Origin of the sequence: Butyrivibrio sp. AE3009, from assembly GCF_000420845.1 — a bacterium.
Lineage (GTDB): Bacteria > Bacillota > Clostridia > Lachnospirales > Lachnospiraceae > Butyrivibrio.
The window spans coordinates 24,519-41,443 of sequence record NZ_ATVS01000017.1; the positions used below are offsets into that span (position 1 = coordinate 24,519).

Annotated in this window: 15 protein-coding genes; 7 read left to right on the forward strand and 8 right to left on the reverse strand. The window is 47.2% G+C overall.

Annotation, left to right across the window (positions count from 1 at the left end; genetic code table 11):
* Positions 1-3: 3 nt before the first annotated feature.
* Entirely contained in the window at positions 4-825 is an 822-nt protein-coding gene (locus G588_RS0110350) for a YhfC family intramembrane metalloprotease (protein WP_022778666.1), read from the forward strand.
* An 11-nt stretch (positions 826-836) separates the two neighbouring features.
* On the opposite strand, the gene amrA is transcribed toward G588_RS0110350, so the two are convergent.
* From amrA to G588_RS0110365, 3 genes are all read right to left on the reverse strand, one after another.
* Positions 837-2,243 carry an AmmeMemoRadiSam system protein A gene (amrA, locus tag G588_RS0110355; protein WP_022778667.1) on the reverse strand — a complete coding sequence of 469 codons (1,407 nt, stop codon included), beginning with the start codon at positions 2,241-2,243 and terminating at the stop codon, positions 837-839.
* Between the two features lie 116 nt (positions 2,244-2,359).
* Entirely contained in the window at positions 2,360-3,199 is an 840-nt protein-coding gene (amrS, locus tag G588_RS0110360) for an AmmeMemoRadiSam system radical SAM enzyme (RefSeq protein ID WP_022778668.1), read from the reverse strand.
* 2 nt (positions 3,200-3,201) lie between these two features.
* Positions 3,202-4,095 (reverse strand): helix-turn-helix domain-containing protein, encoded by an 894-nt coding sequence (locus G588_RS0110365; RefSeq protein WP_026668709.1) that lies wholly within the window; start codon positions 4,093-4,095, stop codon positions 3,202-3,204.
* Positions 4,096-4,224: 129 nt separating this feature from the next.
* Here G588_RS0110365 and uxuA point away from each other — a divergent pair, with 129 nt between their 5' ends.
* From uxuA to G588_RS21550, 3 genes are all read left to right on the forward strand, one after another.
* Positions 4,225-5,301 (forward strand): mannonate dehydratase, encoded by a 1,077-nt coding sequence (uxuA, locus tag G588_RS0110370; RefSeq protein ID WP_022778670.1) that lies wholly within the window; start codon positions 4,225-4,227, stop codon positions 5,299-5,301.
* A gap of 33 nt (positions 5,302-5,334) precedes the next feature.
* Positions 5,335-6,951, forward strand: a complete 1,617-nt coding sequence (locus G588_RS0110375; RefSeq protein ID WP_022778671.1) for a mannitol dehydrogenase family protein — start codon at positions 5,335-5,337, stop codon at positions 6,949-6,951.
* A 162-nt stretch (positions 6,952-7,113) separates the two neighbouring features.
* Positions 7,114-8,094 (forward strand): zinc-ribbon domain-containing protein, encoded by a 981-nt coding sequence (locus tag G588_RS21550; protein ID WP_022778672.1) that lies wholly within the window; start codon positions 7,114-7,116, stop codon positions 8,092-8,094.
* Between the two features lie 63 nt (positions 8,095-8,157).
* Here the strand turns inward: G588_RS21550 and G588_RS0110385 are convergent, their stop codons facing one another.
* Positions 8,158-8,673: a hypothetical protein gene (locus G588_RS0110385; protein WP_022778673.1), complete on the reverse strand. Its 516-nt coding sequence runs from the start codon at positions 8,671-8,673 to the stop codon at positions 8,158-8,160.
* Positions 8,674-8,840: 167 nt separating this feature from the next.
* Positions 8,841-9,989, reverse strand: coding sequence for a lactaldehyde reductase (fucO, locus tag G588_RS0110390; protein WP_022778674.1), 1,149 nt, complete (start codon positions 9,987-9,989; stop codon positions 8,841-8,843).
* A gap of 237 nt (positions 9,990-10,226) precedes the next feature.
* Here fucO and G588_RS0110395 point away from each other — a divergent pair, with 237 nt between their 5' ends.
* Positions 10,227-10,973 carry a hypothetical protein gene (locus tag G588_RS0110395; RefSeq protein ID WP_022778675.1) on the forward strand — a complete coding sequence of 249 codons (747 nt, stop codon included), beginning with the start codon at positions 10,227-10,229 and terminating at the stop codon, positions 10,971-10,973.
* Between the two features lie 86 nt (positions 10,974-11,059).
* Entirely contained in the window at positions 11,060-11,581 is a 522-nt protein-coding gene (locus G588_RS0110400) for a cysteine hydrolase family protein (RefSeq protein WP_026668711.1), read from the forward strand.
* Between the two features lie 17 nt (positions 11,582-11,598).
* On the opposite strand, the gene G588_RS0110405 is transcribed toward G588_RS0110400, so the two are convergent.
* The 3 genes from G588_RS0110405 to G588_RS0110415 all read right to left on the reverse strand — a co-directional run bounded on the left by G588_RS0110405 (position 11,599) and on the right by G588_RS0110415 (position 15,326).
* Positions 11,599-12,468 (reverse strand): Uma2 family endonuclease, encoded by an 870-nt coding sequence (locus tag G588_RS0110405; protein ID WP_022778677.1) that lies wholly within the window; start codon positions 12,466-12,468, stop codon positions 11,599-11,601.
* 179 nt (positions 12,469-12,647) lie between these two features.
* Positions 12,648-13,988, reverse strand: coding sequence for a histidine-type phosphatase (locus G588_RS0110410; protein WP_022778678.1), 1,341 nt, complete (start codon positions 13,986-13,988; stop codon positions 12,648-12,650).
* Positions 13,989-14,147: 159 nt separating this feature from the next.
* Positions 14,148-15,326 (reverse strand): hypothetical protein, encoded by a 1,179-nt coding sequence (locus G588_RS0110415; RefSeq protein WP_022778679.1) that lies wholly within the window; start codon positions 15,324-15,326, stop codon positions 14,148-14,150.
* Between the two features lie 186 nt (positions 15,327-15,512).
* On the opposite strand from G588_RS0110415, the gene G588_RS0110420 reads away from it, so the two are divergent.
* A complete protein-coding gene (locus G588_RS0110420) occupies positions 15,513-16,814 on the forward strand; it encodes a hypothetical protein (RefSeq protein WP_022778680.1) in 1,302 nt (433 codons plus the stop codon).
* Positions 16,815-16,925 lie beyond the last annotated feature (111 nt).

The window sequence follows — 16,925 nt, forward strand, 5'->3', positions numbered from 1 at the left end:
ATTATGATTACCGGAACAGTTTCAACCATATCGATTGTAATGATGGGAGTAGCTGCAATCTGTTCAATTGCGATCCCATTGTTAATTCTTTTATACCTTAAGAAAAAAGGCGCAGATGTGCCGCCATTCCTGATCGGATGCCTGGTGATGCTGGTGTTTGCGCTGATCCTGGAGTCCATAGTTCACAATATTTTTCTTCCAACACCCGTTGGAAAAACGGTTCAGAATAACATCCTAATGTTTGCCATCTATGGCGGACTGATGGCGGGACTTTTTGAAGAGACCGGAAGGCTTGTGGCATTCAAGACTGTTATGAAGCAGTTCAGGGACAAGGATATCAACGCCATTATGTACGGCGCAGGCCACGGCGGCTTCGAGGCAATGGCAATTCTTGGAATTACCATGATTAGCAATATCGTGATGTCGATTATGATCAATTCCGGGACAATAGGAACTGTTACATCGGCCTTGCCGGCTGAGAGTGTGGATGTATTTATAGAGCAGATACAGCCGCTGACAACCATAGCACCTGCAGCTTTTCTTCTGGGAATTGTAGAGAGAATACTGGCCATCACGATTCACATGGCACTGTCCGTTCTCGTATGGTTTGGGGTAAAAAACAATAAACTCCGGATGTATGTTTTATCGATGCTTATACATGCCGTTTTCGACGCAGTAACAGTATTGATAGCAAAATCCGGAATAGCGGGAGCGGAGTATATTACGGAAGTTGTTATTGCGATTATGGTTATAGGCATAGTATTTTTGGCAAGAAAGGTCTGGATAAAAGAAACCAAAAGAACCGTCCCTTCTGTCATCCGATGAATTTCATTGTTTTACTCGTGTCTTACTACTTCAAATCTTTCCATCGTATACTCCTCATCTTCATATATCCCCGCCTTTCTGCAGGCAATCTCAATCTGCTGATCAATGGTGTCAACCCCATCGAGATTAGGAAGCAGCAGGCCCCGTTTTCTTCCTGAGGTCACGATCACGCCGTACCTCTTGACATCCAGTTCTTCAGGCCCTGAGATTGGTTCAGGTGTATCAAGAACATCAACGCTCATCTCGAGATAGGGCAGTTCATCCTCGCGGATCGGGGAAAATCTGGGATCATTTACAGCAGCACTTATGGCGTTCTGCAGTATCTCATCGGCAACGCACTCCCTTGTGGGAAGTATGGTTCCGATGCAGCCGCGCAGGGCGCCGTCTTTGTGTATGGAAACAAAGGCTCCGGCTTTCTTGGAAAAGATCTCTGCCGGCAGCGCTTTCCACTTATCATCCTTAAGATCGCTTCTACTGATGCGTGTTCCCGCTTTGATATAAGACTCCAGTGAGAATCTGGCCAGCTGCACATACAGGTCTTCATTTTCGCGGTGGGAGGCAAGGGTAGACACCTTCTCATCACGCCATTTATCAAGAAAATGCCTTGAATCATCAGGCATTCCCGGCTCGAAGGTGCATATACCGTAGCCAACGCCGAAGGTGGCCTCATGGGACAGCTCCGTAGCCTTCACAGACACACCGTCCAAGGCTCCTGCCATGATGGTAAAGGACCTGTGGCCACACTCAGCCGCTTTTTCACAGAAATTCTCATCGAAATCCAGGAGCTTATCAAATTCGCCGCTGCCGCAGACCTGCATGATGCGCTCATCATATACCGGCCCTTCTGCAGCAAAGCCGTAAGGTCCGTCTTCCTTCATCTTGTGGGACAGATCTCCACTTCCGATAAACACGACTTTTTTGCCAAGTGAATTCACAGCCCTCTGGATTATCTGTCCAAATTCGTAGTGCATGGGAAGCGGAAGGCCGGATAAGCCTATACGCACCAGCTTGAAATCGTTATATTTCTGCCTGATAAAGTAAAGAGGAATCATGGTCCCGTGGTCCAGCTCCGGATCCCGCTCTCCGTCAGGGCCTGCGGGAAAATCAGCTTCTTCGCACAGGGAACTTATCTTATCCACCAGCTCTGTGTCGTATTCCTCCCGGAACTTCACCTGGGATGCGCGAAATCTTCCCATATTCCCGGAGGCATACTTGCCCGGAGAAATATGAAAATAGTCCGCGTACATGATGCTGTGGGGGCTGGAAATAATGATGGTTTCCGGCTTAAGAGCAGCGATCATATCAGCGACTTTCTGATAACTCTGTGTTGTCAGAGCTATTTTTTCTTCTTCGCCGCCTCCTACCTCCGGCAGGATTATCGGCGGATGTGGAACCATGAATGCACCTAGAATCGGCATAAGCTACCTCCTTTATCACAAGGGGACGGATGCGAGTCAAAAGGGACGGTTCTCTCTGACTCACGAAGCGAGTCAGAAAGAACCGTCCCCTTTGACTCACATCCGTCCCACAAAACTCAGCAATTCCCTGTATATACGTGCTTCAGCTTCTTCCCCGCCACCTCCGCGAGATGATATATCACCTCCACATCAGTCGCAGGTTTGTCCATATGAAATCTCGGAAAATACCTGCTGATATGAAGCGCCACATTCTCAGCGCCCCTTCCGCCGTCAAGCCCGGCAATCCAGTCAGATATCCTCTCCATTTCTTCATCACTGTCGTTAAATCCCGGGATCACGAGAGTGGTGACCTCCATGTGGCACCTCGTCGCAGCATGGGAGATGAAGTCCATGACCATCTTGCGACTGCCGCGAAGCACCTTCTCATAATATTCGTCCGTGAATCCCTTAAGATCAATATTCATCGCATCGATATGCTCCGAAACCTCTTCGCATACTCTCACCGACGCATTTCCGTTGGAAACAAGAACCGTCTTCATTCCCGCCTCGTGTATCAGCTTGGCGGTGTCCACAACATATTCGTAGCCAATAAGTGGCTCGTTGTAGGTGAAGGCAACACCGATATTTCCCTGAGGTTCATACTCTTTTGCAATATCTGCCAGTTCCTCCGGCGCCATATACCTGCAGGGGAGCTGCTTAGGCACCCCATAGGAAATCTCGTGATTTTGGCAAAAAGGGCACCGAAGATTGCAACCGTAGCTCCCCACCGAAACCACATAGGAACCGGGATGGAAGAGATTCAGCGGCTTTTTCTCAATTGGGTCAAGGGCGATTGACGTGATCATGCCATAATTTTCCGGCACAACCTTGTCGTCCTCACATTTTCTTGCAAGGCAGGCCCCGGTCTTACCCTCCGAAATATCGCATTTATTGTGACAGACATCGCATACAGCCATGGTTAACCCTCCGGCGAGATCATATGGCAGCTCTGGTACTCCTTCGGCGACATGCCATACTCCTTTTTAAAGGCCTTGAAAAAACTGGAATAGTCTCCAAAGCCGTATTTTTCATACACTTCTGTAATGCTTCCGCCGCTTACGATGGCACTTCGGCACTCCGCCAGCCTCTTCTTGATAATGTACTGATGGAGCGATATGCCCAGCGTATCCTTGAACAGATGGGCGATGTAATATTTACTGACAAAAAACTTCCCGGCAATCTGATCCAGCGACAGGGACTCCTCCAGATTGTTCTCCACATAGGACAGGATATTCTGGAAAAGAGACAGCTCATCGTTCTCTGACTGCATGTGCTCATCGTCGTAGATTGCCCTGTTGATTGTGATAATAAGATCGCACAGGCACAGGTGCCGCACCGCATCGCTTCCGTATTTCTCGCTGGAGATCTCCTCCAGGAGTCTCAGGAACTTGGACTCAACCTGGTGGAAAGCAGCCGGCGGAAGATGGAAGATATACTGATGAAAAGCCTCTGCCTTCTGAATCAGGTACATGTAGTCCACCGACTCCTGCATAAGAGAGCTGCAGCAGTTCTTGCTGATCCAGAAAACGAATCTTCTATAGGTCTTCTTGGAATCCCCCATGATGCCGTGATGCCTGATTCCCGGAGGAACCAGCATCAGATCCCCCTGTTCCAGCTTGCGACTGACTTTCTCACCGTCGTTTTTTACAATCTCCATGGTGATGTCGCCCTCGATAAAAAGGTAGAACTCGTAGTAATTGTGAGCGTGGGGGCTCAGCGTCTTGAAGTCCTTGTCTGAATAGTAATAAACCTCGAAATCCGAGGAAAGCATGTATTGTCTTGTGTTAAAAGATGATCGTAGTTTATTCTTCATAATTTAATTATAGGTACACGCAACAACTTTTGCAATGTGTGCAACAAGAAATTCTATTCTACCAAGAGCCCAGTCACTGTACAGTATTAAAAGAAACTTAAATCTTTTATGAAAAATGAGGTATTTATCATGGAAATGACACTTCGCTGGTACGGCAAAGAATTTGACACGGTTAAGCTCTGGCAGATCAGACAGATCCCCGGTGTAACAGGAGTTATCACAACTCTCTACAACAAGCAGGCCGGTGAGCTCTGGGAGCAGGACGAGATCAAGGCTCTCAAGGCTGACGTTGCCGCCGAAGGGATGCACATCTCCGGAATCGAGTCTGTCAACGTATCCGACGCCATCAAGGCAGCTACAGCTGACAGAGACCTGCATATAGATAATTACATCAAGACACTGGAGAACCTTGGCAAAGAGGACATCCACATGGTCTGCTACAACTTCATGCCTGTCTTTGACTGGACAAGAACAGAACTCGCAAGAAAAAGAGCTGACGGCTCCACGGTTCTTGCCTACACCCAGGAGGCAGTTGATGCCATCGATCCCGCCAAGATGTTTGAGACCCTGGCAGGAGACACCAACGGCTCCGTAATGCCCGGCTGGGAGCCAGAGAGAATGGCTCATGTCAAAGAGCTCTTTGAACTCTACAAGGACATCGATGAGGACAAGCTCTTCGAGAACATCGTATATTTCCTTAAGGCTATCATGCCTGTATGCAACAAATATGACATCAAGATGGCGATTCATCCCGACGATCCCGCCTGGTCTGTATTCGGTCTTCCGAGGATCATCAACAATGAAAAAAATATCCTGAAGCTCATGAACGCAGTTGACGACGTGCATAACGGCGTAACCTTCTGCTCAGGCTCCTACGGCACAAGTCTTGAGAACGACCTGCCTCACATGATAAGAGCACTGAAGGGCAGAATCCATTTTGCCCACGTTCGTAACCTCAGATTCATTTCACCCACCAATTTTGAGGAGTCAGCACATCTGTCCTCCGACGGAACCTTCGACATGTACGAGATCATGAAGGCTCTCTACGAGACTGATTTTGACGGCCCTATCCGTCCTGACCACGGCAGAATGATCTGGGGAGAAGTTGCAATGCCCGGCTACGGTCTCTATGACAGAGCCCTTGGCGCAACCTACCTTAACGGCCTCTGGGAAGCAATTGACAAGAGCCACAAGCGCGGAGTCTGATCCGACATATTTTTTTGATGAGAGGTATAGAAAATGAAGTTAAACAGTGAGAGTATCAAAGACGCAGTCTGGAAGGAGAAGGGCTATTTTCTTCCCACCTACGACAGAGCCAAAATGATTGAGAAAACAATAGCAGCTCCCAAGTGGGTTCACTTCGGCGCCGGCAATATTTTCAGAGCATTTCAGGCCAATCTGTCACAGCGTATGCTGGAGGAGGGGCTTGACGACACCGGACTTACCGTTGTTGAGGGCTTTGACTACGAGATCATCCGGAAGATGTATCGCCCCCACGACAACCTGTCTATCCTTGTAACCCTTAAGGCTGACGGCAATGTTGAGAAGTCCGTTATAGAGAGCATCGCAGAGTCCTGCATTCTGGATTCTTCCGATGAAAAAGAGTTTGCCAGACTCAAGGAGATCTTTGCCGCAGACAGTCTCCAGCTTGCAACCTTTACAATTACAGAGAAGGGCTACAGCCTTGTAAATGCAGCAGGGGAGACACTTCCTGCAGTTGCTGCTGATTTTGCAAACGGCCCGGAGAAGCCTGTCAGCTACATCGGCAAGGTAGCCGCTCTTTTATATGCAAGATACCTTGCAGGTGAGAAAAAGATCGCAATGGTCAGCACCGACAACTGCTCCCACAACGGAGACAAGCTCTACGCCGCAGTATCCGCTTTTGCCAAGGCTTGGACTGAGAATGGCAAGGCAGACACTGGCTTTGCAGCATATATCGATGATGAGACCAAGGTCAGCTTCCCCTGGTCAATGATAGACAAGATCACACCAAGACCCGACGATTCCGTTGACGAGATCCTTAGAAAAGACGGAGTGGAGGAGCTGGATCCCGTGGTTACCTCCATGAAGACCTGGGTTGCTCCCTTCGTAAACGCAGAGGAGAGCGAGTATCTGGTTATTGAGGATAAGTTCCCAAACGGAAGACCAGCTCTGGAGAAGGTTGGTGTTATTTTTACCGAAAAAGAGACCGTTGATAAGGTAGAGCGCATGAAGGTCTGCACCTGCCTCAATCCTCTTCATACAGCACTTGCTGTATACGGATGCATTCTTGGCTTTACCAAAATCTCCGATGAGATGAAGGACGCATCTCTCTTAAACCTGGTTAAAAAGATTGGCTACACTGAGGGACTTCCCGTTGTTACCGATCCCGGAGTTATCAGCCCCAAGGAGTTTATCGATACAGTTGTGAACGTTAGAATTCCCAACGTATTCATGCCCGATACACCTCAGAGAATAGCCTGTGATACTTCACAGAAGCTCCCTATCAGATTCGGTGAGACCATCAAGGCCTATGCTGCATCTTCTGAGCTTGATGTCAACGATCTGAAGTTCATTCCTATGGTTCATGCGGGATGGCTTCGTTATCTCATGGCTGTTGATGATGCGGGCAATACCTTTGAGCCGAGTCCGGATCCGCTTCTTGAGAAGGCTATGGGATTTGTTAAGGATATCAAACTGGGAGAGAAGGATGAGGCCAAGGTTAAGGCGGCTGTACTTCCTCTTCTTAAGGACGCTACCATCTTTGGAACCGATCTGGAGGCAGTTGGCCTTTCAGACCGCATAGTTTCTTATTTCATGGAGCTTATTGAGGGTCCCGGAGCAATAAGAAAGACTATTGATAAATATTGCAGATAAGAATGAATTTTTGGCAAAATAATAAGTGACTTGAAAGGGCTGCGGCAAATTACCGCAGCCTTTTTGTCAAATGCAGCAAAATACTATATTTTGTTTGCATGTAAGCCGCTCAAAGTGTAGAATTGAGGAAGTGAAAAATTTCATTGTTGGAGGTAAATGAATATGAAAATATGTCCTAATTGCGGAAACCAGGTTGCAGATGAAGTGATGTTTTGCAATAACTGCGGGTATTCTCTTGCAAGTGCTGTTGCAAGCGAGCCTGCATCAGATAAAGTAGAAACAGACAAGCCTTCTGAGACTGAAGCTAATACAGCTCCTTCCTCAGAGCCTTCACCTATGCCACAGCCAATTCCGGTTATGGCAATGCCCAAGTCAGATAACGAAGTACATGAAGAGAACAAGCCGGTAGCAGAAGATAAGCCGGCTGCAGAAGATAAGCCCGCAATGCCACCATTTGGCGGCCCACAGCCCGGATTCGGGGCTCCACAGCCTGCATTTGGAGGTCCACAGCCCGGATTTGGTGGTCCACAGTCTGGATTCGGCGGACCACAGCCCGGATTTGGTGGCCCTCAGCCGGCATTTGGCGGACAGCCCGGACAGCCGAGACAGCCAGGTCAGCCCGGAATGGGAGGACAGCCCGGAATGGGAGGACAGCCCGGAATGCCGGGTCAGCCCGGACGCCCCGGATTTGGAGCACCTCAGCAGGGAGCAGCAGGACAGCCCTTCGGACAGGGACAGGGCAATATGCCACAGCAGTTCATGCAGCCTCAGGGACAGCCTCAGATGAAGCCCCAGGCACCAAAGTTTGATCCATCAGATCACACAGCTGATTTTGATGAGGAGGATATCAAGGAGAACAAGCTGATCGCAGCACTTCCTTATTTCTTCTTCTTCCTTGGAGTTATAGTATGCAGCCTTCATAAGGAGTCCAAGTTTGCAAGATTCCATATGATGAATGCCATCAAACTTGAGATAGCATCAATACTTGCATTACTCCCTTGCATCATCGTTATTCCCGGTGTGTTTGTAACAGCGGTCTTCGAGTTCATTATCATAATTGCTTATATCGCTGCTATTGTAAACGTATTCAAGGGTAAGGCTAAGGATCCTATTGGTGTTAGAAAGATCAAGTTCCTTATGTAATATTTAAGACAATAAGAAGCGCCGGTTCGTGATGGACCGGCGCTGTTTTAATGCAAATAACTATCAGAAGAAATAATCTATTATTCCCAAAAGTACTGCAGACAATATTGAATATAATACAACCGAGATAACATATCCGATGAGTTTCCAGATAAGGCTTGCGATAGCCCAGTTCTTTCTGCCTCTTTCTTCAGGCCTTGGGTTATGCTCAGCTGCCCATACGATTTTAAGGATCAGACCTGCGATTGGAATATAACCAAGCAGCAGGGTCAGCATCCAGTCCTTGACTGACATTTCAGGAATGAGAGCAGGTGGCTGATTTTTACCGGGGTTGATAGGATATGCTGCCTGCGGAGGAACGGTGCCGGGGCCCTGTGGAGGTATTGTCCCCTGAGGAGGAACCATGCCCGGTCTCGAAGGGGCAGCCATATTCGGATTCTGAGGGGGAATGTTACCCGGACCCTGTGGCGGGATGGGGCCTGCCTGGGGCTGATGCTCATCCCAGGAGTTGTTCTCCGTAACTGCAAAATCCTTAACTTCTTCATTCTGTTCCGGTGTTAAATTATTGTTATCATCCATAATAATATGCCTCAACTTTACTTTAGTTTGATAAATATACATCAATACTGATTATAGTTGAACTATGCTCCATGGTGCAAGTGTCATATATCTGCAAAAAAACCGTCGGAAGCAGATACAATGTGCCTCCGACGGTCTATTGTTTCTTATGAAGTTCTATCTGGTCATCATGCCATCAGCATTCTGAACATCTCGATAACCTGCTCCTTGGTTGCTTCTCTCGGATTGCCGGGATAGCATGCATCGTTCAGGGCATCGGTTGCCAGCTGATCAAGATCCTCTTCCTTGATCTTCTCAAGGGTCTTCGGAATACCAACGTCCTCAGACAGCTTCTTGACTGCAGCGATGGCTGCGTCGCGGTACTCTTCCTGGGACATGTCGTCTACGCCCTTAACGCCCATTGCTCTTGCTACTTCGCGAAGTCTTTCGCCGGTGTACTCTCTGTTGAATTCCATGGAGATTGGAAGGAACATCGCACAAGCTACGCCGTGAGGAGTGTCATAGTGAGCTGAAAGAGTGTGAGCCATAGCATGGTCAATTCCAAGTCCTACGTTGGAGAAGCCCATACCTGCGATGTACTGGCCAAGAGCCATTCCTTCGCGGCCTTCCTTTTTGTTGTCAACAGCGTCACGAAGATTCTGTGAGATAAGACGGATAGCCTCAAGATGGAACATATCTGTCATCTCCCAGGCAGCTCTTGTGGTGTAACCCTCAATGGCATGTGTAAGAGCATCCATACCTGTGGCGGCTGTGAGACCCTTTGGCATTGAAGCCATCATTTCGGGATCAACAACAGCAACGATAGGCATGTCGTGAGTATCTACGCACACGAACTTTCTCTCTTTTTCAACGTCGGTGATAACGTAGTTGATGGTAACCTCTGCAGCGGTTCCTGCTGTTGTGGGAACTGCAATGATTGGAACGCAGGGGTTCTTGGTGGGTGCAACGCCCTCAAGGGAGCGAACATCTGCAAATTCAGGATTGGTGATTATGATACCGATGGCCTTGGAGGTATCCATTGAGGATCCGCCGCCTACGGCTACGATGCAGTCAGCACCGGACTTTTTGAAGGCTTCTACGCCGTTTTTAACATTTTCGATTGTTGGATTGGGCTTGATGTCTGAGTAGATCTCAAAAGGAATGCCTGCCTTCTCCAGAAGATCTGTAACCTTCCCCGTTACGCCAAACTTGATAAGATCGGGATCTGAAGCCACGAAGGCCTTCTTGAAACCGCGAGATTGGATTTCATTTGTGATCTCATTGATAGCGCCAGCCCCATGATAAGATGTGCCGTTAAGTGAAATTCTGTTTGCCATATACCTGTCCTCCATAATACTTTTGCTGATGGATGTCCATCGTTAATACCTTCGGAATTAATTATATCATTAAAGAAAATGCCGGACAGTTAGATTTTGGCTGAATTCCGTGCAAAAACGACCGTGGAAAATCAACCTTGAAATATCATATAAAATTGGATAGTATCAATGTTACGAGGCAAAAAAGTCTTAATAGGATTACGAAGTAACGGATTTGGAAAGGAAGCGGAATTATAGATGAACAGCTCGCTTGACTTTTTGAATATGATAAAGAACGGGGACACGACAAGTAGGAAGGTGCCTGTAAGAGAGACTGCAACTAATGCAAGGAGTGTGCAACAGACAGCGAGTACATCACCGGTAAGGGAATCATCTCAGGGTAAGGACATCAAAGCAAGTTCCAAAAAGGCAGAGATGAAAAGCGTACATGGCGGAACAATCGCAGTCATCGACACCGAGACTAACTGGCGTGATGAGGTGATGTCCATTGGAATTGCTCTGGCGGATGAGAAGAGCTTTGAACTAAAGGATAAGAGATATTATATCTTCGAGCCGGAGGTTATGATCGGAGGTTATTTCAGCAGCGTTGTTCATATGAGGGGACTTCCCGAGATCGTGTGCTCAAGGCGTGAAGCTATGGAAGGGGTAAAAGAGTATCTTCGTAGCAACAACGTCACCAGGATCCTGGCCTATAACGCCAAGTTCGACCTGGGGCATCTGCCGGAGCTGGCTGGTTTCGAGTGGTTCGATATCATGAGGCTGGCGGCTTATAAGCAGTATAATTCAGCGATTCCGGATTCACTTCCCTGCTGTAAGTCCGGAAGGCTCAAGACAGGCTACGGTGTGGAACCAATCATGAGGCTGCTAACCGGGGAGAACGGCTACTGTGAAGTGCATAACGCAGTCATAGATGCCGTAGATGAGCTTAAGATAGCAAGGCTTCTTGGCCATGGCATGGAAGTATATGAATGTGCAAGGCTATAGAATGCCAGGCAAATAATATAGGTATCATACTCATAGAATAATGAGAATATAACAGAATAATACATTCAGGAGGAATGAAAGAAGTTATGAGGAAATTGCTTGTAGTAGTAGACATGCAGAAGGACTTTGTTGACGGAGCACTTGGAAGCGCAGAGGCAGTAGCCATCGTACCCGGCGTTGTTGCCAAGATAGCTGAATATGCTCCCGAGAACATTTTTGTGACAAGAGATACACATCAGCCCGATTACATGAACACTCAGGAGGGACATAACCTCCCCGTTGAGCACTGCATCGAAGGCACAGAGGGTTGGGAGCTGGACAAAAAAGTTGCCGAGGCGGTGAAGGGTGCAACCTTCGTAAATAAGCCCACCTTCGGCAGTACAGATCTTGTTAAGATAATCAGCGATATTGCAGCAAAAGAGGAGATTGAGATCGAACTCATCGGACTCTGCACAGATATCTGCGTAGTATCCAATGCACTTCTTTTAAAGGCCTTCATGCCTGAAGTTCCGATCAGTGTAGATTCTGCTTGCTGCGCAGGCGTAACTCCTAAGAAGCATGCAGCTGCTCTTGAGACCATGAGATCCTGCCAGATCGCAGTTAAGTAATATCATATGCGATAGAGTTATTCACCGAATTCATCTATGGATTCGGCGATCTCATCCAGGCTGATCTTAAGTTTACCATCGAATATTGCAACCGGTGCCTCTCCCTTAAGGGGGAGGATCACCGGAACAAAATCTTCATCCATGAAATTGTAGGTTATAAGTATTCTTTTCTTTGGATCTACGATCCAGTATTCTCTGACACCGGCCTCCATATATTTGGAGAGCTTGATGGTCATGTCTTTTTTCCTTGTAGATACAGACAGAATCTCAACCAGAAAATCAGGAGCGCCATAGACGCCAAAACCCTTTATCTTGCTGCGGTCGCATATTACCAGAACGTCGGGTTGAACCATGGTCTTATCATCGCAGTCTATCTGTACATCCACCGGAGCAGAAAATGCTTTGCAGTTACCCTTGTTCTTCTTGATAAAATTGGCTATGGTCGAGTGGATTATGTATGATATATCCTGATGAACAATCCTCGGGGCGGTCATGTCATAGAACACACCGTCTATAAGTTCAACACGCTGCTCGTCCGGCAGGGCATAGTAATCCTCCAGGGTGAACTCCCCCTGACGTTTGGATGGATTGCCATACTTGATTCCATCTGGATTAGCAGATGCAGTGATAGAGCCTGTGTTATATTTAGGGGTATCTTCGCATACTAAGTTTTCACCAGTACCATATTCATAGGCCTTACCGCGGTAAGAATCCTCGTTTGCTCCAAGGACCTTTTCCAGGGCATTCAGAGTGGCCTTCCTAGGGGACTTGGTTACTCCTGTGAGAATCTTCTGTATTGTAATGGCCGGAACTCCGGTATATTCCGACAGCTGAGAATAGCTGTAGCCGCGGTTTTCTTTTACTTCACGCATCTGCTTGATGGTCATGGCAATTCCTCCGGGATTGTGTACGATGGCGTATGAATATATTATGGCATCGCATGATACAACGTGATCAATATATATTCACATCTTAATATATATAATTATATCTTATTATATCTTATTATATATAATTATATATTTGCATATGATCTCGTCAAGAGGAATTCAATATGATTCAGGAATCAGGCGGCTTTCTCAACATATTCCTGATACAGGCTCTCATAGGAGTCCATGGAATCAATAAAGAGCTTCTTCAGATCTTCGTCAAATAAGAGACCGTCTGCGTTCTGACTGATTCCATCAAAGCTCAGGTGGTATATACTCGGTGAATTATTTATGTTAAGAAGGGGCATCTCCCGGAGCTGCTCAGGTGACTGATATACAAGATCCACAGACCAGAAGTCCTCACCGTTCTTACTCCAGCGGGAAAAAACGAGTTTGCAGCCGATGGGAGTCTTTTTTTCAACGGCATCGGGAAGGGCATAGTCCGAGACGCCAAGGGCAGCCAGTACGCTTCCTACGTTGGAATCGTGACCACACAGGAATGAGAAGACTCTGCCATCTGTCTCCATCTCGGAGTAGAGCTCGTTTATAAGGGGATAGGCTACATTATCGGCCACCATGGGAGCGGTGAAGAGAACGTCGCCGTAGACGTCTTTGATCTCAGAGATCTTTTTCCACTCTTCAAGGGACAGCTCATTGCCAAAGCCTGCCTTCATGGGATCTTTCTCCTCATAATACTGCAGTACAAGGGCGTCACTGACGGAGCAGGCGGTCTTAAGAGATCCGCTGACGGAGGGTTCGGCTCCTTCTTTAATGGAAAAAACTGCGTCATTCGGAGTAAAGGCTGTCACCTCGCCATTTTGCCAAGCCGCCGAGTCTTCAAGGTCTATCACATCAGAGAGAAGCTCATAATTGTCTGCAAGGTCTGTCATGTCTTTTTCATAGCACTCGTAGATCTGCGCTATGGCGTCCTGTTCGTATTCATCGGTGCTGAAGGTGAGCTGCGGATTGAAAACGGGATCCATCTTGTCGAACTCCACGTGATGCTCAACTTCAAGGCCTGCTGTTGGGAACATGCCCGAGGTAAAATACTGGGCTGTTGCAATGGTCCTTTGCTTGGAATTGGCATAGATTCTGACAGCACCGTTTTCAGGATGATAGTTCTCCGGGATAAGCTCCTCGGATTCCAGCCATTTTCTGAAATACTGTCCCATTTCAGTCTCAAGAACGCCGCCGCGAAGGGATAACTCACTTGGTGCGGAGGACCACTCGAACCACTCATGGGGCGTGATCTTGCCAAGAAGGGAATCACCGCCGCTTAAGGGCGAGCGGATGTTGTGACGGCTAAGGACTACAACCTGCTCAAGAGTGTAGCCGTCATAGGATATGTTATAGGAGGCAGTGGCCGCAGCAGGAGCAGATTCCGATTGAGGGAGCTCTGCCGCGGGACTGTTTAAGCTTGTTGCTGATGTGCCTGCGGTGAGGGCCAAAAGCAGCGCCATTGATATTATTCTTTTCATGATTGGTGAACCTCCGTTGGCTATTTTTGTTCCAGTTCAATTGTACTATAATGCGTTAATTGACAATCTTAAAATAGTATAAAGCTGTTGTGAATTAAAAAATCGAGTAAAAAAGTGACAGGCACTTTGCTCTGCTAAAGTGCCTGTCACTTTATTGATTTACTCTACTACAGTGAATTCTATTGCTTTCTTGTTTTCTCTTTCGGCGAGGAGCTTGTCGAATTCTTCCTGGCCGCCTGTATAATCAGTGGTTGGAGCATCGAAAGTGTTTTCTTCTCTGGTAAATCCTGAGAACTCGTTTGTTCCGGTGTCTACACCGTCTGAAATGGAATCCTTCATCATAAGTCCGCCAAAATCAGCTGAGATGAAGTAGGTCTCATAGCTGTGGTTGGTGCCTGCATAGAGGATACCGTCCTCAACTCTTAAGGGATAGGATGAACCTGCTCCTGTAACAACTGAAAGCTGTGATACTTTGCCATCAAGGATACCATAAATAGAAGCTTCATAGGCTGTGTGGTCTGCTTCAAATACGAGATCGGTTACCGCAAGAAGTTTTTCCTCGCTTCCGTACAGCTCGATGTATGCGTAGCCCTGACCGGGTGTTAATGCAGCAATGACATCATCATAGGAGTCAAAAGAGGTCTTGCCGGACTGTTCCTGAACAAAGTCGCTGGGCATATCTGCAAAAGCCTCATTTTCTTCGTTGTACATCTGCTCTGCAACGGCCTGGATATCGAAACCGTCAAGGTCGGCTGCTGCAACTGAAAGTGAATAAGCAATTCCAATCTCAATATCATACCAGGTGATCATGTCAACATATCCGGTTTCGTTGATTGCGCGATAGGTCTTGCCGGGCATATGTCCTTCGCCCCAGTTTGCAAGAGTAGCATCCTCAGGTCCCACTGTCCATTCAACATAATTGCCGGCGATATCAGCGTCCTCAGCAGCTCCCTGCTGTGCTCTTGCAGTGAACTCCAGGTCATCCAGCTTAAAGCTTAACTGAACAAGAGGTCCTACGCTTTTTTCAGGATCACCGAGATCCTCGCACTTAAGCCATTCTACGTCAGTAGCTCCTTCAGGTGCCTTGAAGAGCCTTGTGCAAAGCTCCTTCGCTTCTTCCTCTGTGATGGTTACCCAGGGGTTAGCCAGTCCAACTGCCTGCTCTGTCTCTGCTGAATCTGCCGCAGCAGCGTTAGCATCTTCCGGTGCTGCTTCTTCCTGAGTAGCTTCGGACTTAGTAGCTTCCTGCAAGGCCGCACCATCACCTGCACCGCACCCTGCGATAACTCCTGCAGTAAGTGCCAGCGCAGTACATAAAACAACAATTCTCTTTTTCATAATTGATTTCTCCTCATAAATTATGAATTCCTTTTATGCCTCATCTAAAATGCTACTATGTTTTGTGGTTCGGAAATCTTAAATAACTATTAAATCGTTTAAGTTGTGGAGAGTTGTGAAAACATATATAATATCTTCCACTTGCATTTTTAGTTTAACTGGAAATACCCAAAGGAGATTTACAAATTGAAAGCATACATGGATGCGCCGGAAGATAAAGAATCGGTAGAGTTTGAAGTCAGTGAAAAGGACGAGGTGGTCGTCTTCGAAGTTAAGGATGCGGAGGACGGCAGCCACGTAAGTGGCTTTGATACACACAGAGCGCTCAAGGAGCGATTCATCCTTGATGAAGAGAACGATAGTGTAAAAAAGGAATACATCGGTGAGGACCTCGATCCCGATATCAGAGAGGAGCTGGCAGAAGAGGAGGAAGCTGAGAAGATCGCAAGCATTCGGTCAGGCGATTTTTACGACGGCGTCCGCAAAAAATCTGTTGTCAGATATATCATGTATACGCTGATCGCAGTTTGTATGTCATTCATCTTCCTGGCGGGAATCTATTCGATACTGGATCTTACAGGCAAGGCGGATAGTACTCACAAATATACCGAAGTTTCTAAAGTTTTGGCGCCCTACGAAGTCAGCTACCACATTCTCAAAAGCGACGGCACTTCCCCCAAGCTCTCCGCTGAAGGCGGCGTTATCTATAATTCAGAGGGAAAAAGCGTAAGAGTCTGTGGCGAGGACGACACGGGAGTGCTCTTTATGCCCTACTCCTGGGACAATTACATGGCAGTTCTGAATGACGGCGTTTTATCAATCTACGGCCCTGAGCTCGACAGCTACGTTGTCGCTGAGGGAGTTGTCGATGCATATGAGGCAAACTGCGATATTTTTTACCTCAAGAAAGATGGAAGTCTCTACCTCTATGATCCCATGTTCGGGAAGGTATATCTGGCGGATGAAAACATAACTCAGCTGTACTGCAACAGAGACTTCAGAAATACCAATTATATCTATGCCAAAAAGGTCGAAGGCAGCAAAACCAAGCTTGTTCGCCTGGACACTCTTTATAAAGAATATGCAACCATAGCAAAGGGCAATGTCTATCCTCAGTTTGTTTCCGCCGGCAATGACCGTATCTTTTTCAGCACCAAAGAAAATGGCGGCATGCTCTACGTTTACGGCAGATATTCCGAGAGTAAGCAAAGAGCCTGCGGTTTTCTCGACGCTTCCATAATAGTTTCAAGCAAAAAAGGTGATGTCATCCTGATTCGGGACAATTCCACCGGAGATGTGTACCTGTGGAAGGACAGCAATTATTATCATGGCTATGAAGATATGCGCCTTGTGTGCAAAGGCGGAAGTGATGTGAAGGTTATTTTTGCAACTGATTCTTCGGTGGCAATTTCTTATGTGAATGATGCGGGGAAGCATAGGGTTACGATATCGCAGTATGAGTATGATGATAGGCTGGTGGAGGGGTGAGATTCTGTAAAATAAGTTATTTGTTTATCCTTTTTTAATTGGTTTAATGGTCGCATTATTGATAAAATATTATTGCGTACTTGTAATATAAAGGGGGATTGTACGCCTGGG

Coding starts and splice junctions, on each gene's coding strand:
- G588_RS0110350 (WP_022778666.1), top strand. CDS start 4: ATGATTACCGGAACAGTTTCAACCATATCGATTGTAATGATGGGAGTA.
- amrA (WP_022778667.1), bottom strand. CDS start 2,243: ATGCCGATTCTAGGTGCATTCATGGTTCCACATCCGCCGATAATCCTG.
- amrS (WP_022778668.1), bottom strand. CDS start 3,199: ATGGCTGTATGCGATGTCTGTCACAATAAATGCGATATTTCGGAGGGT.
- G588_RS0110365 (WP_026668709.1), bottom strand. CDS start 4,095: ATGAAGAATAAACTACGATCATCTTTTAACACAAGACAATACATGCTT.
- uxuA (WP_022778670.1), top strand. CDS start 4,225: ATGGAAATGACACTTCGCTGGTACGGCAAAGAATTTGACACGGTTAAG.
- G588_RS0110375 (WP_022778671.1), top strand. CDS start 5,335: ATGAAGTTAAACAGTGAGAGTATCAAAGACGCAGTCTGGAAGGAGAAG.
- G588_RS21550 (WP_022778672.1), top strand. CDS start 7,114: ATGAAAATATGTCCTAATTGCGGAAACCAGGTTGCAGATGAAGTGATG.
- G588_RS0110385 (WP_022778673.1), bottom strand. CDS start 8,673: ATGGATGATAACAATAATTTAACACCGGAACAGAATGAAGAAGTTAAG.
- fucO (WP_022778674.1), bottom strand. CDS start 9,989: ATGGCAAACAGAATTTCACTTAACGGCACATCTTATCATGGGGCTGGC.
- G588_RS0110395 (WP_022778675.1), top strand. CDS start 10,227: ATGAACAGCTCGCTTGACTTTTTGAATATGATAAAGAACGGGGACACG.
- G588_RS0110400 (WP_026668711.1), top strand. CDS start 11,060: ATGAGGAAATTGCTTGTAGTAGTAGACATGCAGAAGGACTTTGTTGAC.
- G588_RS0110405 (WP_022778677.1), bottom strand. CDS start 12,468: ATGACCATCAAGCAGATGCGTGAAGTAAAAGAAAACCGCGGCTACAGC.
- G588_RS0110410 (WP_022778678.1), bottom strand. CDS start 13,988: ATGAAAAGAATAATATCAATGGCGCTGCTTTTGGCCCTCACCGCAGGC.
- G588_RS0110415 (WP_022778679.1), bottom strand. CDS start 15,326: ATGAAAAAGAGAATTGTTGTTTTATGTACTGCGCTGGCACTTACTGCA.